The following is a 20,148-nucleotide window of genomic DNA, read 5'->3' as shown; positions in this document are numbered from 1 at the left end:
ATACCAATGAAGAAAGGAGGGAAGAGATGAAAGCAGTTATTTCCTTGAAAGGTAAGGTTGAAGTCTTAGACATTGAAGAACCTTCTGTTGAAACGAACCATGTACGTGTTGAAACCTGCTATTCCGCAATTAGTTCGGGCACAGAGCTGCTGCTGAAAAACCTGATGACCGATACTCCCATTCAACTTGGTTACAGTGCGATGGGAATTGTGCGGGAAATTGGGGAAGGCGTATCCCATGTGAAGGTAGGGCAGAGAGTTGCTTGTTACGGCTCTCCTTATGTTAAACATGCGGAATTCTTAGTGGTTCCTAAGCATTTAGTTGTTCCGCTTCCAGATGAATGCAGCTCCAAAGAAGCATCCTTCGTCGGACTCGGTGCGATCGCCATTCATGCGCTGCGGCAAGCGGATTTGCGTTTTGGAGAATCGGTTGTCGTGGTTGGACTAGGTATACTGGGACAAATCGTATGTCGGATTGCAGACGTTTCCGGCAGCCGGGTAATCGGGCTTGATTTGTTGGCGGAACGCTGCGCCAAGCTTTCGGAAGCCTGTGACGTACAAGTATGCGACAATGTACAGGATGTTAATCGCACTATCGATTCGTTTCAACCGCATGAAGGTGTTGATGCGGTCGTCATCTGCGCCAATGGTGCCAATTCCGGCATTATTGATCAGGCCCTTCGCTGGATTCGCGACAGAGGGAAAATCGTCATTGTCGGCGATGTGAAGATGGACTTCGATCGGGAGCTGATGTTTGCCAAAGAGGCACAGGTGCTCATCTCACGAGCTGGTGGTCCTGGGCGATATCATGACAGCTACGAAAGCAAGGGCGTCGACTATCCCATCGGTTACGTACGTTGGACAGAAGGTCGCAACATGGCGGAATTTATTCGTTTACTTGCGGAACGACGGATTTCCATCCAAACACTTATCACGCATGAGATGTCTTTACCCTCAATGACAGTGGCTTACGAATTGCTTCGCGAATCTCCACGAGACGTATTAGGCGTTCTCATTGATTACGGGAAGGAGCAAGGAGGGGAAGCTGAGAAACAAGTAAGTGCTGTACCTGTATCTCTTGAAATGTTGTAATCACTGCTGTTCGTATACGATCCCCAAAGAAACGCTCGAAGCCAATATTGTGCAAGTTGTTCAATGCCATTCATTGTTGATGCGTACCTCGTTTTCCTTCATCAAAGCCTACCAGTCCATGAGAGTATGATAGATATTTCTAGCCATTTTTCATTTGAAAATAGCGTTGTCATGCTCCATGACTGGTCAGGCTACGACTTATTCTCATTAGTTCGTTTATACACGAAATGTAAGCGATTTCACAAAACATCAATCTCGCTTATCACCACACCCACTACCGAATCAGGTAGAATTTTGAAGAAGGATGATGAAAATGGCTATATCCATGGTTGGTAGAAGTACGTTTTCCAAATGGTTGTTGGGATTGTTAGCTTTGCTATGCTTAGCTTTTTACTTGCCCTCCAACGTACAAGCCGCTGAGGCGGCGGAGATCATTCCGGTGCCCAACTCCGGATTCGAGCAAGATTTGGTATCAGGGAAGATTCCGAGTTGGGGTTATTTTTCTGCCGGTATACCTTCAGGGCTCTCATTGTCAGAAACGACTAAAATCGCTGGCAATAGAAGCTTGAAGATGGAGAGAACTGGAGCAGTAGCAGGAGCACTTGGAGCGGAAAGCGTAAAGTTGGCCGTAACGCCCGGAAAATCTTATGAGGCAGCAGTCAAGTTGTATATCGAAAACTTTACAGGAACGCCTGCTCTTTGGATTCGCTGGCATGACGCAGCGGGAAAACCTTTGAACAAACAGGCGACTTATAACATCTCCGCGCCTCCGTTAAACAAATGGCTGGACATTCGAGCCCAAGGTATTGCTCCGGCGGATGCTGCCTTTGCAACGGTCTTCGTGTATGCGTCATCGGGTACGACCATGACGGCCTACGTAGACGAGGCCCAGTTTTACCGCGTGGCCGATACAATTGCCGTGATCAATCCCGGATTTGAAGATCCTACTTCCGGAGCAACTATTCCTGGTTGGGGGTTGTTCTCAGGTACGCCCGCAAGCTCAGTGTCGATAAGTAAGGCGGTGCAGAACAGTGGGTTGTCTAGTCTGCTGATTGATGACACTTATACGGACAAAGCTGTTGGGCTGGGCACCCAAGCGATCAGTGTGAAAGAAGACGGCATATATGAAGCGAAAGCCAGCGTTTACTTAGTATCCGGAGGAGGCGTAAGCATTTATATCAAATTTTATAATGCATCAGGCAAAGAAATTGGAACATCCTCCGTTTCACATGGTTCACCGCTCAATACATGGAAGCAAATCAAAATAGAGGGCATAGCTCCGGATAACGCGGCCACAGCGCAGGTTCTATTGTATTCCGGCGTAGCGACTCTCAGTAAAGCCTATTTTGACGATGTTTCATTTACTTATAAAGGTGACGCACTTAAATTACCATTTAAGTATGGCAATCCTGTCGACTTGGGTAAACCGACGATCACGGCGTTGACTCAGGGGGGAACGATAGGCAACAATGAGGTTTATTTTGTAGCTAACGGCAATCCAGGGACTTTTTATGCCGTCGATGCCGCTACAGGGAAAATCAACTTCTCCCAGGCTGTCCCCGGCACAACACAAACTTGGGCAGTTACGGTCGGATCGGATAAGAACGTCTATTTTGCCGCTTCGCAAAATCGTGGTTTCTGGAAGTACGATCCGATCCAAAAAGTGATTACTTCGGTGGGTAACGGAAATCCTTCCGACAACTTTGTGTGGGATCTGGATGCGAGCTCCGATGGCCTCATATATGGCGGCACATCTCCGAATGCCAAAGTATTTAGCTACAAAACTAGAACGAATGAGTTTGTTGATCTTGGCAGAATGCATGCAACCGAGCAATATGCCCGGGGGGTCGGGGTTTCCGATCGATACCTGTATACGGGAATAGGTTCGTTAAAGCATTTGATGCGTATGGACCGGATTACCGGGGAACGCACAGAGATCACGCTTTCATTTACTGGGAAAACCGACTTCGTGCACAACATATGGCCCTACAACGGACTCGTATATATTGTACACGGAACCTCGCTTTCCATCATGGACGAACAGACACTGGATGAGAAATTGCGTATATCGAATAACTCCCCAGAGGCGTTTGACGGTTACCTATCTCCTCCGTCACCTTATAATTCTGATCTGATCTATTATCGAAATAAAAATTCAAGAGATCTGTGGACTTATAATGTCTCGACGAATACGGTGCAGCCCGTAACGCCGCAGGTGAAGCTGCTGGAATATGGGACGAAAGCGATCAATTGGATTACATTGCCGGATAGCGGCGACAAAGTGTTGGCTACTTTATATGAGAATGGATACTATACGCTTTACAACCCGCAAGATAATTCTTTGCAGACCTCCTTAATAGCTATAGTAAAGGATGGCGTCGATGTTCAAAGTCTGGCGGCAGGGCCTGACGGCAAGCTATATCTCGGCGGTTTCATTGATGGAATGACCTTATTCAATCAGTCAACGCAGAGCTTGGAGAGACAAATGTCTAACCCGTATTCTCCGCACCAAATTGAGGAAATCGGCTTTTTGAACGGCAAGACCTATTTCGGCAATTACGGCGGGGCGCGCATTAACCGCTTCGACGCAAGTCTGCCCTATGAATACGGGGAAACGGTTGCACATAATCCCGGCCTCGTTTATACAATCCCGAATTTTCAAGACCGACCCTATGCGTTCGCTTCCGGTGATAACAAGCTCTTTATTGGAACGATACCAGGTTACGGGGAACTGGGGGGCAGCTTAACGACCTACGATGACACAACTAAATTATGGAGCTCAACCCGAAATGTTGTGCAGAATCAAAGCATCATTGCTCTCGCTTATAAGAATGGCATTGTTTACGGAGGCACGTCGGTAGAAGGAGGCCTCGGTTCCACCAGGACGGCTGCAACAGCCAAGCTGTTCAAATGGAACGCGGGAACAAACACCAAGTTGGATGAGTTTGTACCCGCTATCCCGGGCATCTCATCGTTCAAATTGCTCGGCGGTCTGTCTTTTGGACCTGATGGACTACTTTGGGGCGGAGCATGGGGAATTGATACTGAGGGTGTGGACATATTCGCAGTCTATGCGCTGAATCCCGACACCAACGCGGTTGTTAAGAACAAGTTGGTTTACCCGGGGGCAAAAGGCGGCAGTCAATGGAGAGGCTTTTATTTACGCTGGGGGCAAGATGGTTTGCTGTATACGACCATAGCGCGCAACGTAACCGTATTCGATCTTGTCACTCTGAAATACCGTAAACTTACGGAAACGCAATCGAATCTGTTGGACCTGGGAGTCGACGGAAGCATTTACTATACTTCGGGACCGACGCTGTTTAAACTACAAGCTCCTTTGGCTCAAGCTTCTATATCAATGGCTAAGGTTACGCTGGATCAGGGGCAAAGTGAGCCGATTATCAGTTCCGGCGTTCTGGAGAACGGACTGCCGGCCATCTTGGCAGGGGGTACCACTTCCTTCACAAGCAGCGATCCGACTGTTCTGTCCGTTGTTTATGGAGAGGTTAAAGCGCTCAAAGCGGGAACGGCGAACGTTTATGCTGATATTACTTTAGGTGGATCGACAATTAGAACGAACACGATCGAAGTTACCGTTTATCAAGGCACTTCGTTAACTGTGAATACAGTAACAGAAGCCACTTACAGCGATACGGCGACTTTAAGTGCGACGTTGACAGATCTTCAAGGGCAGCCGTTTGCTAACCGTTCCGTACAATTCTCCGTGGACGGGGTAACGATAGGCAGTGCCTCGACGAATGCGCAAGGCGTTGCGGTGTTGTCATATGTAGTTACACAAGGCGCGACGACAAATATGGAAGAGGCTGTTTATGAAGTGCGGGCTGTCTTCGAGCGGGATGACGTCACGCATACTGGAACGAGCGAAGGGAAAGGCAGCATAACTGTAAAGCGTGAAACGGCGTCAGTCGCTTATACAGGCACTACATCTGCTTCGGTTGAGACGGTGAAACTAGCAGCTCATGTGTCTCAGCAGGAAGATGGAGAATTGGGGTCTATAGCTGGGCTGCCAATCCAATTTACGATTTCACAAATGAATCCGGATGGATCACTCGCGCCATTTTCCGCTCCTGCGCTACAGGTTGTATACCAGACAGATGTCACAGGAAATGTTTATATGAATCAGCAGCTTCCAGCAGGATTATATCAGGTGAAGACAGAGTTGTTGATGAATAGCAGGTATGCGAAAGCGGAGTCGAACGTGACTCTTGCTGTATACGGCTCCAGCGAAGAAGAGGTGGAAGCAGAGGGATGGTTTGCCATTACCGAGGGTAATACGGCGATTGGCAGCAAAGCTAAGAAAGTACACATCGAAGCCGAATGGGAAATGGATGAAAAAGCAAAGCTTCCAAAAGGGAAATTGAAGATTCATGCAGAGCCAAAAGGATTAAAGTTGGAATTGAAAACGGCTCAATGGTTGGTTGTAACATCGAATAGTGTTTATATACAGGGCCAGGCAATGGACGATGACGGAATATCCTATATGGTAAGGCTTATGATAGGAAAACAACAGGAAGTCGTTTCACTGCAAATTTGGCAGGGTCTGAATGCTCAAGGTGCGCCGTTCTATCAATCATTGGGGCAGAAATGGTCTGGCAATATCAAACTTAAATGATTACAACTGATGGTGTTAGGCAATAACTGTGAGCTTTATTACAGGACCAGCGGAACCAAGCTTTACAAATTGCCGATATCGCAATAACAATCTTAGGAAATGAACGAGGTTGTCCCAAGCTTCACTTACGGGCACAAAAAACAAAAAAATGAGGTGGCAAGGTTATTCCTGCCATCTCATTTTTTATTTTCTGTTGATTGCAATGCAAAAGTCGCCCGCCTCATGTTAGCTGAACGTTGATTCGTTATTTTGGTGAATCTATCCTAGAGGCTATTCTCCAACTGTCGACAAACCGTCTCGAAGTCATCGAGCCGTGCCCAGTAAAGCTTGAGAATGTGACGCATGGTTTCCAGTTCGTGGAAAGTAACATTCATGTCGGTGTAGAAACTAAATGTCGGGATGATGTCCCGGTACATGAAGAACCGGGAAGGCCGCGCCAACGTCTCTTCCCCGATCCACTCAGCCGCCGTTTTGACGCTAGGAATGGTAAGGGTCGTTTTGCGAATATGCAGCTGTGTTTCGTTCGAAACGAGAAAATCGAGCATGGTTTGGGCTGCTTCCTTGTGCTTGCTCGACTTAATGACTGCAAGACCAATGATTAAGAGCTGCGTCTTCGCTTCCAACGAATAGGGAAGAGGTGCGATGTCATAGGCGAATTCAGCATTACGCAAATGGTTCAAGCTGTAGTAGCTGGTCACAATCATGGACGTCTTTTGCTGCAAGAAAAATCGTTCGGCATCAGAGTCATTCTCCGACATATAGACGGTGTCTGGGTTCATTCCTTCAAACAGCCCAAGGCTTGTTTGCATGGCTTTTCGAAAATTTTCATTGTTGAAAATCAACTTACCGTGTTGATCTCGTTCAAAAACGACCTTGTTTTGCAATAAAAAGAGCGGCCACCGATTGATGGATTGCAGGTGAAACAAGATGCCGATGCGGTCATGCTTTTGCGTTAAGGCTAGCGCTGCTGTCTGTACATCGTTCCAACGCCAACTGCTATCCGGCTCAGGCCATGCTGCTTCCTTGAAATGATCTCGGTTGTAACACAAGACGATCGGTGAAAATATAAACGGCTGCACGTACAAATGACTGTCTTTGGTGAACGGTCCCGACAGAAAGGTATACGTGCCATTCTTTCGTTCAAGCGGCTCCAAGATATCCGAAACTGCTCCAGTTTGAGTAACCGTTTCGTAGTTTTGCGTATTTAAAGTGATAAGGTCAAGCGCATCTCTTTCCATGGCGTCTTTCGCGTTCTGAGAAAAGTACGAGTTCGAAAGAGGAATCATTTGGACGGCAATATGCGAATGCTGCTGTTGAAACTTTTCGACCAGTTCCAATAAATTAGCTTCAAGGGCGAGAGTAGGATAATAACCGAATTTCAGGGTAAGCTTTTCGTTCCGACCCGTCCCAACAACGCGCGTCCCGATTCGCGGCGCTTTTTCGATCATTTCCTGATCGAGTAGTGCTTCCAGTCCTTTGCGAACCGAGTTTTTACTAAGCTGAAACTGTTCAGCAAGAGTTAATTCGGAAGGTAAAAAGTCACCGGGCTGAAGTTTTCCGGCTACGATGTCATTGCGTAATGTCGTGACCATATCTTCCAGTCGGGTTCGGAAGGTTGATCGTTTGGGTTTACCCGCCATTTATTTAAGAACCTCCGGGCCATTCAATGTTGGTATCTATCTGGGTTATATTATAGTATGCCAAGCTGATCCGACACAAGGTTCATAATCATGCTGTCATAGTTTTTTTAAAACTAAATGTCGGATTGCATAAGATTCCATAGTTTTTTCCTTATCATTTAAAATACATCAATGTTAATTTACATAACAAATAGTTTACATCAATAATGATTCTTCGAAGGGGGGGTTCCATTGATCTCATTTCGTCAAGTAGAGAAGCATTACGGCGATTTTCATGTGCTCAAAGGAATTGATCTTCAGATCAAGCAGGGTGAAGTCGTTGTCGTTGTAGGTCCGTCAGGTTCGGGCAAGAGTACGCTGCTAAGGTGTATCAACCGGCTGGAAACCATCACAAGCGGTGAGCTAATCGTGAATGAGTACAAGGTCAGCGATAAGAAGATGGATATGAACAAGCTGCGCCGAGATATCGGCATGGTATTCCAACATTTCAATCTATACCCGCATAAGAAAGTGATCGATAACATTACGCTTGCTCCGATGAAGGTGCATGGTATGGCTAAGAAAGAAGCCGAAGAGATCGCAATGTATTTTCTGGATAAGGTTGGGATTCAGGATAAGGCGCACAGTTTTCCTTCCCAGTTATCCGGGGGACAGCAGCAGCGTGTGGCTATTGCGAGGGGACTGGCGATGAAGCCGAAAATTATGTTATTTGATGAGCCCACATCAGCCTTGGATCCAGAAATGGTCGGAGAGGTGCTTGATGTAATGAAGGCGCTTGCAAACGAAGGAATGACGATGGTTGTGGTTACACACGAGATGGGCTTTGCCCGTGAAGTAGCCAATCGCGTTGTTTTTATGGACAAAGGTCAGATTGTAGAAGAGTCACCTCCCGAGGAATTCTTCGTCAACCCGCGTGAAGAAAGAGCGAAATTATTTCTGAATCGAGTACTTAACCATTAATAAGGAGATGAACAAAACCATGATGTCAAAAAAGTGGAATTTCATGTTTATGTTAATTACGATATTCGCATTGGCGGGTTGTGCCTCTAACGGCACAAAAGGAGGCGCATCAAGCACTCCGGCTAGCTCTACGGCAGCAAGCAGCGCCCCGAGCACTGCGAAGCCAGCAGGTGGAGCGTCCGTCCTGGATGAGATCAAAAGCAGAGGCAAAGTTGTCGTTGGTGTGAAGTTTGATACCAAGCTATTCGGTTTGAAAAACCCAACTGGCGGCGAAGTTGAAGGCTTCGACATCGACATTGCGAAAGCATTAGCGAAAGAAATTCTCGGCGATGAGAAGAAAATTGAGTTAAAAGAAGTAACGTCCAAGACGCGCATTCCAATGCTCGACAACAAAGAGATTGATATGATTGTTGCGACGATGACGATTACCGAAGAGCGGAAGAAGCAAGTTGAGTTTTCTAATGTTTATTTTAAAGCAGGACAGTCTTTGCTCGTTAAGAAAGGCAGCCCTATTAAGAGTGTAGCGGATGTTAAAAAAGGAACGAAAGTATTGGCTGTGAAAGGCGCTACTTCCGTTGCGAATATTAAAGCGAAATCCCCAGATGCCACCATACTTGAGTTTGATAATTACCAAGATGCTTTCAGTGCCCTGAAAGCGGGTCAAGGGGATACGTTGACCACAGATAATGCCATCCTCTATGGCATGATGGTACAGGATAAGAATTTCGAAGTAGTTGGTGAACCGTTCACGGATGAGCCTTATGGTATCGCAATAAAGAAAGGCGAGACTGCTCTTACAACTGCTGTGAATGATGGACTGAAGAAGTTGGAGTCCAGCGGTGAATACGCGAAAATCTACGAGAAATGGATTGGCAAAGCGCCAACCAAATAAGAGTAACAAGAATAAAAGAAGAGATGGGTGGCAGCTGCTGCCCATCTTCTGTCTATGAGGGGGGAGCGCATGCCGGATTTCTCGATTTTTACCGATTATTTTGATATCTACATGAAGGGCTTCTTCAACACGATCATTGCCAGCGTTATTGCGTTAATTGGCAGCTTTGTGCTGGGTACGGTCATTGCTATTTTTCGTATCGGATCGGTGAAACCGCTGCAATGGATAGGGACTGCCTACGTAGAGTTCATTCGAAACATACCGCTCTTGCTTGTTGTATTCGTGTTCTTCTATGGGCTGCCGTCCATGGGTATTACCCTTAGCGGATTCGTATGCGGGACCTTAGGCCTTACGGTGTACACCGCATCTTTTATCGCAGAAGCGATCCGTGCCGGTATTATGTCGGTGCCCAAAGGTCAATCTGAGGCAGCACAATCCTCGGGACTGACCTATTTCCAAACGATGTGGCATATCGTCCTTCCGCAAGCGATCAAAATTGTCATACCGCCGCTTAGCAACCAATTTATTAACCTCGTTAAGAACTCGTCCGTACTTGGCGTATTCGCTGGTTTTGACCTCATGTATTTCGGGGATCAGGTCGCAAGTGAGACCTATGCTACGTTCGATACCTATATCTTCGTTGCTGTGCTTTATTTAATACTCACGCTGCCGCTAAGTTACATGGCCTTACGCCTAGAACGTAAATTAGCTCGTACGGACTGACTTTAGGGGGAGGTGAACGAATGGATATCATGCATGCTTTCTCAGCTGATAACGTAAGGTTTGTATTTGAGGGCTTCTATATGACGCTTAAAGTCGCTGCGATCTCAATTGTATTGAGCTTTATCGTGGGGTGTGTTATCGGTACAATTCGGTATACGAAGCTGCCGGTTGTTTCACCGATTCTGGCCATAGCAGTCGAGCTCATTCGCAATTTACCGCTGTTGTTAATCATATTTTTCGCAAGGTTTGCCTTACCGGATATCGGAATTAAACTCGGACCCATGAATGCAACGATCTTGGCATTGACGTTATTTGAAGGCGCGATGATTGCGGAGATTGTGCGAAGCGGCCTGAATTCCATCGATAAAGGGCAGATTGAAGCCGCTAGATCTTCAGGACTAGGCTATGTGCAAACACTTTGGCATATTGTTTTACCTCAGGGGCTGCGCCGAATGATGCCGCCACTCGTGAGTCAATTTATATCCCTGTTAAAAGATACGTCTCTGGCGATTGTTATTTCCTTGCCTGAACTGATGCACCATGCGAAAATAGTAATTGGACAAAACTACAGTTATACCATTCCTATTCTATTTTTAGTGGCTATTCTGTATTTCGCTGTGAATTATGCGCTATCATTAGCAGCCCGCAGGATGGAATCAAGATTGGTATAAAGAGGAATATAACATCCAGAAGGAGTCTTGGCATCATGTTACATGTAAGTTGGGAAATGATGATATTCATCATCATCGGTGGTTTTGTAGCGGCTTATGTAGATTCTGTCGTTGGTGGAGGGGGGCTGATCGCTCTTCCGGTTCTGCTGGCAACGGGGTTACCCCCGGCTATCGCACTAGGAACGAACAAATTGGCGGGCACCATGTCTTCTCTGACGAGCACAATTTCTTTCATGCGGTCCGGGAATGTCGATCTGAAAGCCGTACGCGGTTTGTTCTTTTTGTCCCTCTTAGGAGCTGTATGCGGAACGATGGTGCTGCGGCAAATTCCATCTGATTTCTTAAAGCCGTTGGTTGTTGTTATGCTTATATTGATCACCATCTATACCATTTTTCGCAAAAATTGGGGGGATCTTTCTACCTTCCGCCAATTCTCAACGAAAACAGCGATGTTAATGGGGTTCGCAGCATTTGGTTTAGGTTTTTATGATGGTTTCTTCGGGCCGGGGACCGGTTCCTTTCTTATTTTCGTATTTCTGATGTTAGGATTCGATTTCGTCAAAGCAGCTGGTAATTCTAAGGTACTAAATTTCGGGAGCAACGTGGCTAGCTTGGCTACTTTCATGGTTCTAGGATCCATTAATTATGGGATTGGCATCCCGATGGGAATAGCCATGGTTTGTGGATCTTTGCTGGGCTCACGCATGGCGATCCGCAAAGGCTCAGCGTACGTTCGACCGCTATTTCTTACCGTTTGTATAATCCTTATTGGTAAACAGATATGGGATATCTTGTAGGGGGTGAAAGGCTGGGACGCTTAAAGAACGAAGGGCTGCAAATGATTCTCGTTGCTATTGTGACGGCCATAGCCGGAGAGTTTAAGATCACACCTTTCAGTGGCGAAATGTTTCGGATTGGACTTGGCAGCAGTGCTTTTCTACTCAGTTTGCTTTTGATGAAGCATCTGCCTTATGTCTATACAGGTATCATTACCGGAATCACAGTCCTGCTATTTCGGACTTTGGAGGACGGTATCCTATTACAAGGAGCCATGTCTTTCAGTGCGAGCGCGCAAACGCATTTATCAGCCGCCTTTTATTATATGACCTTTGCGATTGCCATGAGCTTCATTAAACGGAATTGGGACCAATTCCACCCTTTTGTTCTGGGGTTGTTCTTATCGGTTATTGATCTTATGTCCAATGAGATTGAATTGTTGGCGCGCAGCTTGATTTTCCATTCAACGAATATGTTTTCAGAGCAATTAGTGTATATCACAGTTACCGCTGTCGTGCGGAGCTACTTCGTCGTTGGTATCTACAACAGTGTGACCATTAATCAGATGCGAGTTCTGCATAATGAGCAGCAGAAGCGTATGGAGCAGATGTTAAATACGAATAGCGGTTTATATGGCGAAGTATTTTACTTGCGGAAGTCGATGGATACGATTGAGCAAATAACAGCCAAGAGCCACAATTTATATGAAAAAATCAATGGCGCGGGGCTAAAAAGCTACTCTCGTACCATTTTGGAAATTACCCAGCAAATCCATGAGGTCAAAAAAGATTCGCAACGCATCCTAGCCGGGTTGTTGAAGTTGTTCGATCGTGATTTCGCTTCCGATATGAGGCTGGGCGAAGTCGTGGAGTTCGCTATTAAATCCAACTTGGGTTATAGTGCGATGCTTGGCAAAAAGATTCAATTCAAAAGCGACATTCAAACGGACTATTGTTCGGATCAATTCCTCCCCCTTTTAACTGTCATCAATAATCTCGTGTCTAATGCCGTAGAAGCGATTGAAGATCAAGGATCGATACTCGTGAGTGCTTATGAGCAAGGTGCCGAGACCGTCATAATCGTAGCTGACAACGGTGTTGGCATTTCTGAGCAGGATAGAGATATGATTTTTGCACCTGGTTTTACGACCAAATTCAACCTGGAGGGCTTTGCCGCGACCGGAATTGGACTTTCTCATGTTCGAGATATTGTTCATTCTTTAGGTGGAGACATTCATTTACGCTCTGACGAGCCGGGTTTTCAGACCACTTTTGTGATAACTATATTGACCGATACGTTGAAAAAAGGAGCGTAGAGATCATGCTGTCATTCGGAATTGTTGACGATGATGCGGTAAGTAGACGGATGCTGCAAAAGATCATTGAAAAAGGCGGTTTAGGCGAAGTCGTTGGTACGGCTGGCAGCGGGAGCGAAGGGGAGAAGGTCCTTCTGGAAACCACACCGGATGTCGTGGTCATTGATTTATTAATGCCGGATCAAGATGGAATTGAGACCATTATTCGATTGAAGGAGCAAGGTTATCAAGGGAAATATGTGATGATATCGCAAATTGAAAATAAAGAAATGATTGGCAAGGCGTATCAAGCTGGTGTCGAATTCTATATTCAAAAGCCAATTAATAAAATTGAAGTGGAAGCGGTACTGTCCAAGGTTAATGAGCAGTGGAATATTAGCCGCTCCTTGCAGGAGATTAAAGAATCTTTAACCAAGCTAAGTTTACTGCATACAGGTCCTGAGAGTACTCGTAAAAAACGCACGGTTCGCGAAATTATGCAGCCCATTCTCATGGATATGGGGATCGTGGGGGACACCGGCAGTCGCGACTTGATGGACATAATGGAACATCTCGCACGTCATCATAAAGCGGAAGGAATTCCGCCGCTCAAGGAGCTTTATGAAACTGTGTCCAGATGCCACAAGGTAAAGGAAGCGGATGTTGAAAAAGAAGGTAAAGCCGTCGAACAGCGGATTCGCCGTACCGTCATGGCTGCATTAACCCATATCGCCAGTATCGGCTTGACGGATTACAGCAATCCGAAATTTGAGCATTATGCGCCTCTTTATTTTGAATTCCAGGATGTGCGTATGAAGATGAAAGAAATCGATGAGAACTCGAAGCCGGAGAAGGGCAAGGTCAATATTAAGAAATTTCTCCAAGTTCTCTATCTTGAAGTTACGGATAAGATGCGCGGTGAAAATTAGGGGTAGCGCAGATAAGATCAAAATTAGCGTAGATAAGAACAAAAATAGGGTAGATAAGAACAAAGTTTAGGGCAGTTTCTGGTTGCGAATTGACCGGTGGTTATGGTATTATTTTGAAATAATGAAGAAGAAGGAGGTGAAGGTAGGATGAATCGAGAGTTCGTGAACAACCGTGTGAGCCAGTTACCCATTGCGATGGCTGGCATCGTTCATGCAGCAGTCAAAGACGCGAGAAGTCTGTCCATTTATGCTCATACGGAATTACAACTCACGAAAAGACACCTACCTTAACCCTCAAACGGATAAATCCGAAAGGTCGTAGGAATTTTCCTGCGGCCTTTTTTTGTTCTTTGGTTGCGATGGATAGGGTCTTTCACAAACTAGGAGGATCCTTCATTATGTTAATAGTTAACGGTCAAAATATAAAGAAATACCATGGTGCGCAGCTGGTTCTCGAGGATGTTACTTTTGAAATTCATCAGGGAGAACGAATAGGACTTGTGGGACGCAATGGCAGCGGTAAATCGACTCTGCTGCGCCTTATATCCAAGATGGAGAAGCCCGATGAAGGGCAATTAACGGTACGAAAAGATACGCGGATCGGCTATTTAGCACAAATCCCAACGGAGTGGGAGAGCGGTACGGCGTATGATGTGCTGGCAGCGAGTTTTCAAGAGCTACTTGAATGCCGCGCCAACATGACGGAGCTGGAGCAGCGAATGTCGAGCCCCGACGTCATGAACGATGAGAAGCAGCTAGATCAGCTGCTTAAGCGGTACGCTCAGCTGCAAGAACGTTTTGAACGGGAAGGCGGATACGAGCTGGATGCAAGAATCGACCAGGTAGCGAACGGACTACGCATTGCACGGGAGTTTTACGAGCGGAGTTTTGCCTCGCTGTCCGGAGGGGAAAAGACGAAGATTGCGCTCGCATCCCAGCTGATCGGCAAACCAGACTTGCTGCTGCTGGATGAGCCGACGAATCATCTGGATTTGTTCGGCGTGGAATGGTTGGAGGAATATCTCACCCATTATGATGGTGCGTGTTTCATTGTTTCTCATGACCGCTACTTTCTGGATCGAGTAGTTACGAAGATCGTTGAACTGGAAGATGGCGAGTCTACGACCTATTTGACTTCATATTCGGGATATGTGAAGGAGAAGGAAGTCCGACTGCTTCAGCAGTTTGCTGACTATCAAGAACAGCAGAAGGTCATCAAAAAGATGAAGGAAGCGATTAAACAGCTGACGGAGTGGGGCCGAATAGGTGGGAATGAGAAGTTTTGCCGTCGGGCAGCTTCTATGCAGAAAGCACTAGACCGGATGGAAAAGCTCAAACGGCCTGTTCTTGATCCGAAGGCAGCGGAATTCGGGTTGAAGCTGGATGACCGCTCCGGTCGGAGAGTGATTCGCTTCGATGATGTGAATAAGCAGTATGGGGATAAAGTGCTGCTGAGGCGGGCAAGCGGCTTGCTGGAGTATGGCGAGAAAGTAATGCTCGTCGGGTCTAATGGTTCGGGCAAAACAACTCTGCTGAGAATGATTCTGGGTGAAGAGCAGCCTGACCAAGGGGAGCTCGAGCTAGGAGCGCGGGTCGATATTGGTTATCTGGCTCAACAAGAGTATCCCGAGGACCATAAGAAATCGGTACTGACTTACTTCTGTGAGGAAGCGAAGCTGGAAGAAGGAGAGGCTAGGGGCCGGCTTGCTGCATATTTATTTTATGGAGCAGATGTATTCAAGTCGGTTAGTTCTCTCTCCGGTGGTGAGTGGACTAGATTGCGGCTAGCACTGCTTGTGCTGCGTAAGCCTAATTTACTCATTCTCGATGAGCCCACGAATCATATGGATATAGCTTCAAGGGAAGCGTTGGAAGAGGCGCTTGAGGAGTTTCCGGGAACCGTGCTGGCTGTGACGCATGATCGTTATTTTATGAATCGGCTGTCTCGGAAAATATGGGAGCTGGATCAAGGGCGAATTACCGTTTATTTGGGCAATTTTGATGACTATAAAGAGAAGAGTGCTCAATTGTGTGGGAAAGTGGAAACATGGGCATTGGGACACGAAAGCCACAAGGTGCTAATGATGTTTCGAGGCGAGCTTCGGATGAAGCTTCGGCGGCTGGGGCCAAATCTAAGGCCGGGTCTGCGCCAAGAGAATCGGGGAGTGCGATGGCAAGAAATAATGCCGATGCTGCGCCACGAGGGAAGTCTAGAAGCTCGGTCGTGTTCACACGAGAGAGGCTAGAGAAGCAGATTGCGGATGGCGAAGCGCAGTTGAACAATCTGGACCAGCGGCTAGAGAATCTGGCGGCAGATGAACTTAGCCAACTGTGGGCGGAAAGAGAAGCGGCGCAGGAGTTGTTGGATAGGCTCTATGAGCAGTGGATGCAGATAGAGGAGCAGGAATAGAAAAAGGGGGCTGAGGCCCCCTTTTTTTTATGAGGTATGAGAATTTGTATGAAGTATAGATACGGGCACAAAGATTCTTGAATCAAATGTTTTTGAGGGACATTGGCAAATGGGATGTATGCATGCGAAATCCTCTATGGGCCTTTTTACGTGGTTCATTAAGTGAGTTAGGCAATTGAAATTGCTTATTTGTCTTAATATCGCCTGTTATGCTTGCATAGGCACGCAAAGCTTGCTTATTGTTGGCTAATGTACACAGAATGTAACGTTTTGCAGATAATAAGCATCTGCGGTAGTCTTATCTCACGAGAAGCCCCGATATTAGAATAGTTAAGGGAGATAAGCTTGCTTATTCATTCCCAGATAAATAGCTACCCGTAGTAGGAGCGATGTTTGCCAGACAGCTTATAAGAGCGAATACGTGTAGTACCGGAAGCAGGTTGTAATAGCTCCATCTGAACAAGCTTGCGCAGGAGTTTACCGGCATGGTTTCTGCTAATATGCAGCCGCTGGGAGATGGTTTTTGGCAGGAGGGGTTCACCCGTTTGTCCGGCGATTCTCAGAATTTCTTTTTCTTCCAATGATAACGCTGGATCAGCTTGTTCCTCACCAAACCAGCTGCCCATCATTTGGAGGATCAATTGCTGACATCGACGTGGCTTTTCATTCATTTCATCATAGGCGAAACGGAGTACCTTCCACCCATCCAGAATGAGATGGTTTTGACGAGTTAACTGGTCTGCAAACTGCCAACGGTTTATATCCTTATGGTGCGCTTTGTAGCCATCAATTTCTATACAAACCAAATGAGTCCCGCGAATATAAGCGAAGTCCAAATAGCGATCACCATCCTTAAAGTCCGAAATCGGATATTCGGCAGGAAGAAAATCAAATCGACCGACCGCTGGCCACCAGACCTGCTCGAGGAACAACTTCTCAGCATGACCGTGGCCATCCTGAAGACGCCTTTGAGATTCGCCTGACCTCGTCTGTAACTGCAATTGCATAAATTTCTCATAGCATGCGTCGAATAGCATATCAATACCCCCTATTGATTATAACACCTAAAAAAGACCGCTATCTCCTATTGGAGAGAGCGGTCTGTGTGCTTCACGACCCGTGATCCTATCACGATTATTTTACACGAATAGATGACTCAGTGGCAAGATTGTGGGGGGGGGAATGATTTAGGGACCTAATCGCAGACATTTCACACGCTGCGCAGGGACTCAAACCTGAATCCATTGCACAGGGACCTCGATGCGTTGCGGAACATAATGCCCGTTGAACTGCTCAAGCAGCAATTTAACAGCGGATAAGGCAATTTGCTCTTCATCTTGTAAAATGTGCGAGATTCCCGGAATCTCAGGATCATCGAAGGAAACCAACTCGATTTTCGGGTTCAAGCCTTCTTCCTGATGCAGAGCATGATGCGTGAGCCTTGCCATCTCAGCAGTTAAAGCAAAAACAGCTGTAATGTTAGGATGCTGATGCAGGAATTTAACAATATAAGCTGAAGTATCGCCATTTCTGAGGATGTCGATGGGGACATGACACCATAAGCTTTTATCAATCAAAATGTTGCCATCAATATAAGCCTTCTCAAAGCCGTGAGTCCGGTCTTCAACAGTTGTATTCGTATTATCGGGAGAGATGAGCGCGATTTGCTGATGGCCTTTGTTTAACAGGTTGGTAACCGTCTCATAAGCGCCGCCCCAATTATCGGATGTAATCCGGTAGGTTTCGATATTTCGTAAATACCGATCAATAAACACAAATGGATACTTGTCTAAGGATAAACGGAGCAAGGATTCATTATAACGCTCATCCTCCGTAGGGAAAACAATGATGCCGCGGACGCCTGGGATGTTGGTCAATTCCTGGACCGAACGGGATTCTTCGATGGAAGATTCACGTGTGATATGCAGGACAAGCTGATACCCGGCTTCCTTGACGTAATATTCGATATAGTCGACAAGTCTCTGAATGACTTTGGTTTTCATGGTAGGGATAATCAGACCAATGTAATTTTGGGAAGAAGGCGCTGAAGAACGACGCTTAGGATCCACTGTGTTCGAGTTGGGATTGATTGCCACGAATGTCCCCTTACCTTGAATACGAGTGACTAGTCCCTCGTCAACCAATACGGCTAGCGCATTCTTCACGGTTATTTTACTAACCATAAATTCATCCATAAATTCTTGCTCCGAAGGCACGCGATCTTTGGGACGAAGCTCTCCGGATATAATCTTATCTTTAATGGATTGGTAGATTTGTTTATAGAGAGGAATTTTATTCACTCGTGCATCACCTGATTCTTCATAGTCTTAGGTTTATTGTACTCAGTAAATGTGTAAAAGGGAATACATAAAAGTCTAAAAAGTATATTTATAATGTTTTAATTAAATTTTATAACCAATTGTATATATAAAATTGGGAATACCTACCAATGAAATCCGATTCAACAGGTACCAGTTATATTTCATAAAACGAAAAATTTAATATGGATTCTAAACAAACTTTTAGCCGTGGAATTTATGTTATTAAATATAATAAACATAATTTTATACTCAATTGATTATATAATTATAGGTTTTTATGTACTATAATTCGATTTGTAAAGCGCTTACACGTTAATCGACCATTTGCATGATAGTTTATATGACAATCAAAATTTCTATTTAGGGGGATTAATCGTATGAAGAGAAAGCTTCAAGTTTCTTCTGCTGCTATCTTGGCATCCATGCTTTTATTGTCAGCTTGTACATCAAACTCGGGCACGAGTAATGAGGGAACTGCAACTGCGAATCCAGCAGCTACAACCAAAAGTGATAGCGCAACCAAATCAGGTGCACCTGTTAAACTGAGCTTCTGGACGTTCAATGAGCTGCATCAGAAATTTTTTGAAAGCATGGCTGAATCATGGAATAAAACACATCCTGAACAGCCGATTCAAGTGGAAGCAACAACTTTCCCGTATGACGATAACCACAATAAACTGTTAGTGGCGCTGCAATCAGGAACGGGTGCTCCCGACATGGCTGACATTGAAATCAGTAAAATCGGCAATTTCCTAAAAGGCGATGTCCAGCTAACCGCGCTGAATGATATTGTTGAGCCGGAGAAGGCCAACCTCGTCATGTCTCGACTCGATAATTATGCGAAGGACGGCAAATTTTACGGGATCGATTACCACGTTGGGGCACAAGTCATCTATTACAACAAGGAAATTCTCGATAAAGCAGGCGTAAACGCTGACGATATTAAGACTTGGGATGATTATGAAAAAGCGGGTAAGCAAGTTCTTGAGAAAACCGGCAAGCCGATGACGACGGTCGAAACGTCGGACCAATGGTCATTCTGGCCGCTAGTTGTACAACACGGTTCGGACTTCCTAGACAAAAACGGTAACGTGACAATAGGCGACCAAGCGAATCTAGATGTATTGACTTACCTGCAGAAGCTTGTGAAGGAGAAAGTTGCCGTGGTGGCTCCGGGCGGCTTGCACCATGCGGAAGAATACTACGGCTTCATGAATAAAGGCGGCGCAGCTTCCGTCTGGATGCCGATGTGGTACATGGGTCGCTTTACGGACTACATGCCTGATTTGAAAGGCAAAGTCATCATTAAACCGATGCCGGTATTTAAACAAGGTGAGATGCGCTCTTCCGGTATGGGGGGGACGGGTACGGTTATTACGAAGCAATCGAAGAATCAAGATGTAGCTAAGAAATTCCTTTCCTATGCGAAATTGTCCAAAGAGGGCAACATCCAGATTTGGTCACAACTCGGCTTTGACCCGATTCGCTCTGATGTTTGGAACGATCCGGCGCTGAAAGCGGACAATAAATTCACGGCTTATTTTGGCAAAAATCTGTGGGATGTTTTGATTTCTGTGAAGAGTGAAATCGCGCCTACCAATATTAAAGAGAAGACGCCGGCTGTCTCTGACTATATCAAGACGAAAACCATCTTCCAGGCGCTTAATGATTTGAAAGATCCGAAGCAAGTTCTAGACGATGCTGTGAAAAATATTAAGTAAATTGAACGCCCCGCGTTCCGTTGCTGGCTTTGCCCTAGGGACGTCCCTTCGGCAAGGCTTGCAGCGCTTCTAGAGAGGAGTGG

General features: G+C 46.0%; 16 protein-coding genes. 13 read left to right on the top strand and 3 right to left on the bottom strand.

Annotated features, from left to right (window positions below; translation table 11 throughout):
* Positions 1–26 precede the first annotated feature (26 nt).
* The gene (locus GC102_RS15725; protein ID WP_171690388.1) at positions 27–1,091 is read left to right on the top strand and encodes a zinc-dependent alcohol dehydrogenase; all 1,065 of its coding nucleotides are present in this window, start codon (positions 27–29) and stop codon (positions 1,089–1,091) included.
* Between the two features lie 313 nt (positions 1,092–1,404).
* Positions 1,405–5,727, top strand: a complete 4,323-nt coding sequence (locus GC102_RS15720) for an Ig-like domain-containing protein (protein WP_171690387.1) — start codon at positions 1,405–1,407, stop codon at positions 5,725–5,727.
* Between the two features lie 263 nt (positions 5,728–5,990).
* Here the strand turns inward: GC102_RS15720 and GC102_RS15715 are convergent, their stop codons facing one another.
* A complete protein-coding gene (locus GC102_RS15715; protein WP_171690386.1) occupies positions 5,991–7,367 on the bottom strand; it encodes an extracellular solute-binding protein in 1,377 nt (458 codons plus the stop codon).
* 231 nt (positions 7,368–7,598) lie between these two features.
* Between GC102_RS15715 and GC102_RS15710 the strand changes: the two genes are divergently transcribed.
* The 10 genes from GC102_RS15710 (at position 7,599) to GC102_RS40870 (ending at position 16,023) form a co-directional block, all read left to right on the top strand.
* Positions 7,599–8,327, top strand: coding sequence for an amino acid ABC transporter ATP-binding protein (locus GC102_RS15710; RefSeq protein ID WP_171690385.1), 729 nt, complete (start codon positions 7,599–7,601; stop codon positions 8,325–8,327).
* 19 nt (positions 8,328–8,346) lie between these two features.
* Positions 8,347–9,219, top strand: a complete 873-nt coding sequence (locus tag GC102_RS15705) for a glutamate ABC transporter substrate-binding protein (RefSeq protein WP_376769375.1) — start codon at positions 8,347–8,349, stop codon at positions 9,217–9,219.
* A gap of 69 nt (positions 9,220–9,288) precedes the next feature.
* Complete coding sequence (locus GC102_RS15700) at positions 9,289–9,942, top strand: amino acid ABC transporter permease (protein WP_057304141.1); 654 nt, start codon at positions 9,289–9,291, stop codon at positions 9,940–9,942.
* A 20-nt stretch (positions 9,943–9,962) separates the two neighbouring features.
* Positions 9,963–10,613: an amino acid ABC transporter permease gene (locus GC102_RS15695; protein ID WP_171690384.1), complete on the top strand. Its 651-nt coding sequence runs from the start codon at positions 9,963–9,965 to the stop codon at positions 10,611–10,613.
* Positions 10,614–10,648: 35 nt separating this feature from the next.
* Positions 10,649–11,410 (top strand): TSUP family transporter, encoded by a 762-nt coding sequence (locus tag GC102_RS15690; RefSeq protein ID WP_171640427.1) that lies wholly within the window; start codon positions 10,649–10,651, stop codon positions 11,408–11,410.
* Positions 11,395–12,705: a sensor histidine kinase gene (locus GC102_RS15685; RefSeq protein ID WP_246320939.1), complete on the top strand. Its 1,311-nt coding sequence runs from the start codon at positions 11,395–11,397 to the stop codon at positions 12,703–12,705. The genes GC102_RS15690 and GC102_RS15685 overlap by 16 nt, the downstream gene beginning before the upstream one ends.
* Before the next feature lie 5 nt (positions 12,706–12,710).
* Positions 12,711–13,613: a response regulator gene (locus tag GC102_RS15680; protein ID WP_171690383.1), complete on the top strand. Its 903-nt coding sequence runs from the start codon at positions 12,711–12,713 to the stop codon at positions 13,611–13,613.
* A 147-nt stretch (positions 13,614–13,760) separates the two neighbouring features.
* A complete protein-coding gene (locus GC102_RS15675; protein ID WP_171640423.1) occupies positions 13,761–13,904 on the top strand; it encodes a hypothetical protein in 144 nt (47 codons plus the stop codon).
* Positions 13,905–14,011: 107 nt separating this feature from the next.
* Positions 14,012–15,859: a ribosomal protection-like ABC-F family protein gene (abc-f, locus tag GC102_RS15670; protein ID WP_446686378.1), complete on the top strand. Its 1,848-nt coding sequence runs from the start codon at positions 14,012–14,014 to the stop codon at positions 15,857–15,859.
* Entirely contained in the window at positions 15,838–16,023 is a 186-nt protein-coding gene (locus GC102_RS40870; protein WP_446686377.1) for a hypothetical protein, read from the top strand. The genes abc-f and GC102_RS40870 overlap by 22 nt, the downstream gene beginning before the upstream one ends.
* Positions 16,024–16,394: 371 nt before the next feature.
* On the opposite strand, the gene GC102_RS15665 is transcribed toward GC102_RS40870, so the two are convergent.
* Entirely contained in the window at positions 16,395–17,060 is a 666-nt protein-coding gene (locus GC102_RS15665) for a DUF559 domain-containing protein (RefSeq protein ID WP_171690382.1), read from the bottom strand.
* Between the two features lie 192 nt (positions 17,061–17,252).
* Entirely contained in the window at positions 17,253–18,323 is a 1,071-nt protein-coding gene (locus tag GC102_RS15660) for a GntR family transcriptional regulator (RefSeq protein ID WP_171690381.1), read from the bottom strand.
* 398 nt (positions 18,324–18,721) lie between these two features.
* Between GC102_RS15660 and GC102_RS15655 the strand changes: the two genes are divergently transcribed.
* Positions 18,722–20,065, top strand: coding sequence for an ABC transporter substrate-binding protein (locus GC102_RS15655; RefSeq protein WP_171690380.1), 1,344 nt, complete (start codon positions 18,722–18,724; stop codon positions 20,063–20,065).
* Positions 20,066–20,148 lie beyond the last annotated feature (83 nt).

The sequence above is a fragment of the Paenibacillus germinis genome (genome assembly GCF_013141785.1).
Lineage (GTDB): Bacteria > Bacillota > Bacilli > Paenibacillales > NBRC-103111 > Paenibacillus_E > Paenibacillus_E phytorum.
The sequence above is the reverse complement of the archived record's forward strand: the minus strand, read 5'-3'. Positions and strand labels throughout refer to the sequence as shown.

What these genes read in the sequence shown, in the direction of transcription:
- GC102_RS15695 (WP_171690384.1), top strand. Translation starts at nt 9,963, where the DNA reads ATGGATATCATGCATGCTTTCTCAGCTGATAACGTAAGGTTTGTATTT.
- abc-f (WP_446686378.1), top strand. Translation starts at nt 14,012, where the DNA reads ATGTTAATAGTTAACGGTCAAAATATAAAGAAATACCATGGTGCGCAG.
- GC102_RS15705 (WP_376769375.1), top strand. Translation starts at nt 8,347, where the DNA reads ATGATGTCAAAAAAGTGGAATTTCATGTTTATGTTAATTACGATATTC.
- GC102_RS15680 (WP_171690383.1), top strand. Translation starts at nt 12,711, where the DNA reads ATGCTGTCATTCGGAATTGTTGACGATGATGCGGTAAGTAGACGGATG.
- GC102_RS15675 (WP_171640423.1), top strand. Translation starts at nt 13,761, where the DNA reads ATGAATCGAGAGTTCGTGAACAACCGTGTGAGCCAGTTACCCATTGCG.
- GC102_RS15725 (WP_171690388.1), top strand. Translation starts at nt 27, where the DNA reads ATGAAAGCAGTTATTTCCTTGAAAGGTAAGGTTGAAGTCTTAGACATT.
- GC102_RS15655 (WP_171690380.1), top strand. Translation starts at nt 18,722, where the DNA reads ATGAAGAGAAAGCTTCAAGTTTCTTCTGCTGCTATCTTGGCATCCATG.
- GC102_RS15720 (WP_171690387.1), top strand. Translation starts at nt 1,405, where the DNA reads ATGGCTATATCCATGGTTGGTAGAAGTACGTTTTCCAAATGGTTGTTG.
- GC102_RS15690 (WP_171640427.1), top strand. Translation starts at nt 10,649, where the DNA reads ATGTTACATGTAAGTTGGGAAATGATGATATTCATCATCATCGGTGGT.
- GC102_RS15700 (WP_057304141.1), top strand. Translation starts at nt 9,289, where the DNA reads ATGCCGGATTTCTCGATTTTTACCGATTATTTTGATATCTACATGAAG.
- GC102_RS15685 (WP_246320939.1), top strand. Translation starts at nt 11,395, where the DNA reads ATGGGATATCTTGTAGGGGGTGAAAGGCTGGGACGCTTAAAGAACGAA.
- GC102_RS15715 (WP_171690386.1), bottom strand. Translation starts at nt 7,367, where the DNA reads ATGGCGGGTAAACCCAAACGATCAACCTTCCGAACCCGACTGGAAGAT.
- GC102_RS15665 (WP_171690382.1), bottom strand. Translation starts at nt 17,060, where the DNA reads ATGCTATTCGACGCATGCTATGAGAAATTTATGCAATTGCAGTTACAG.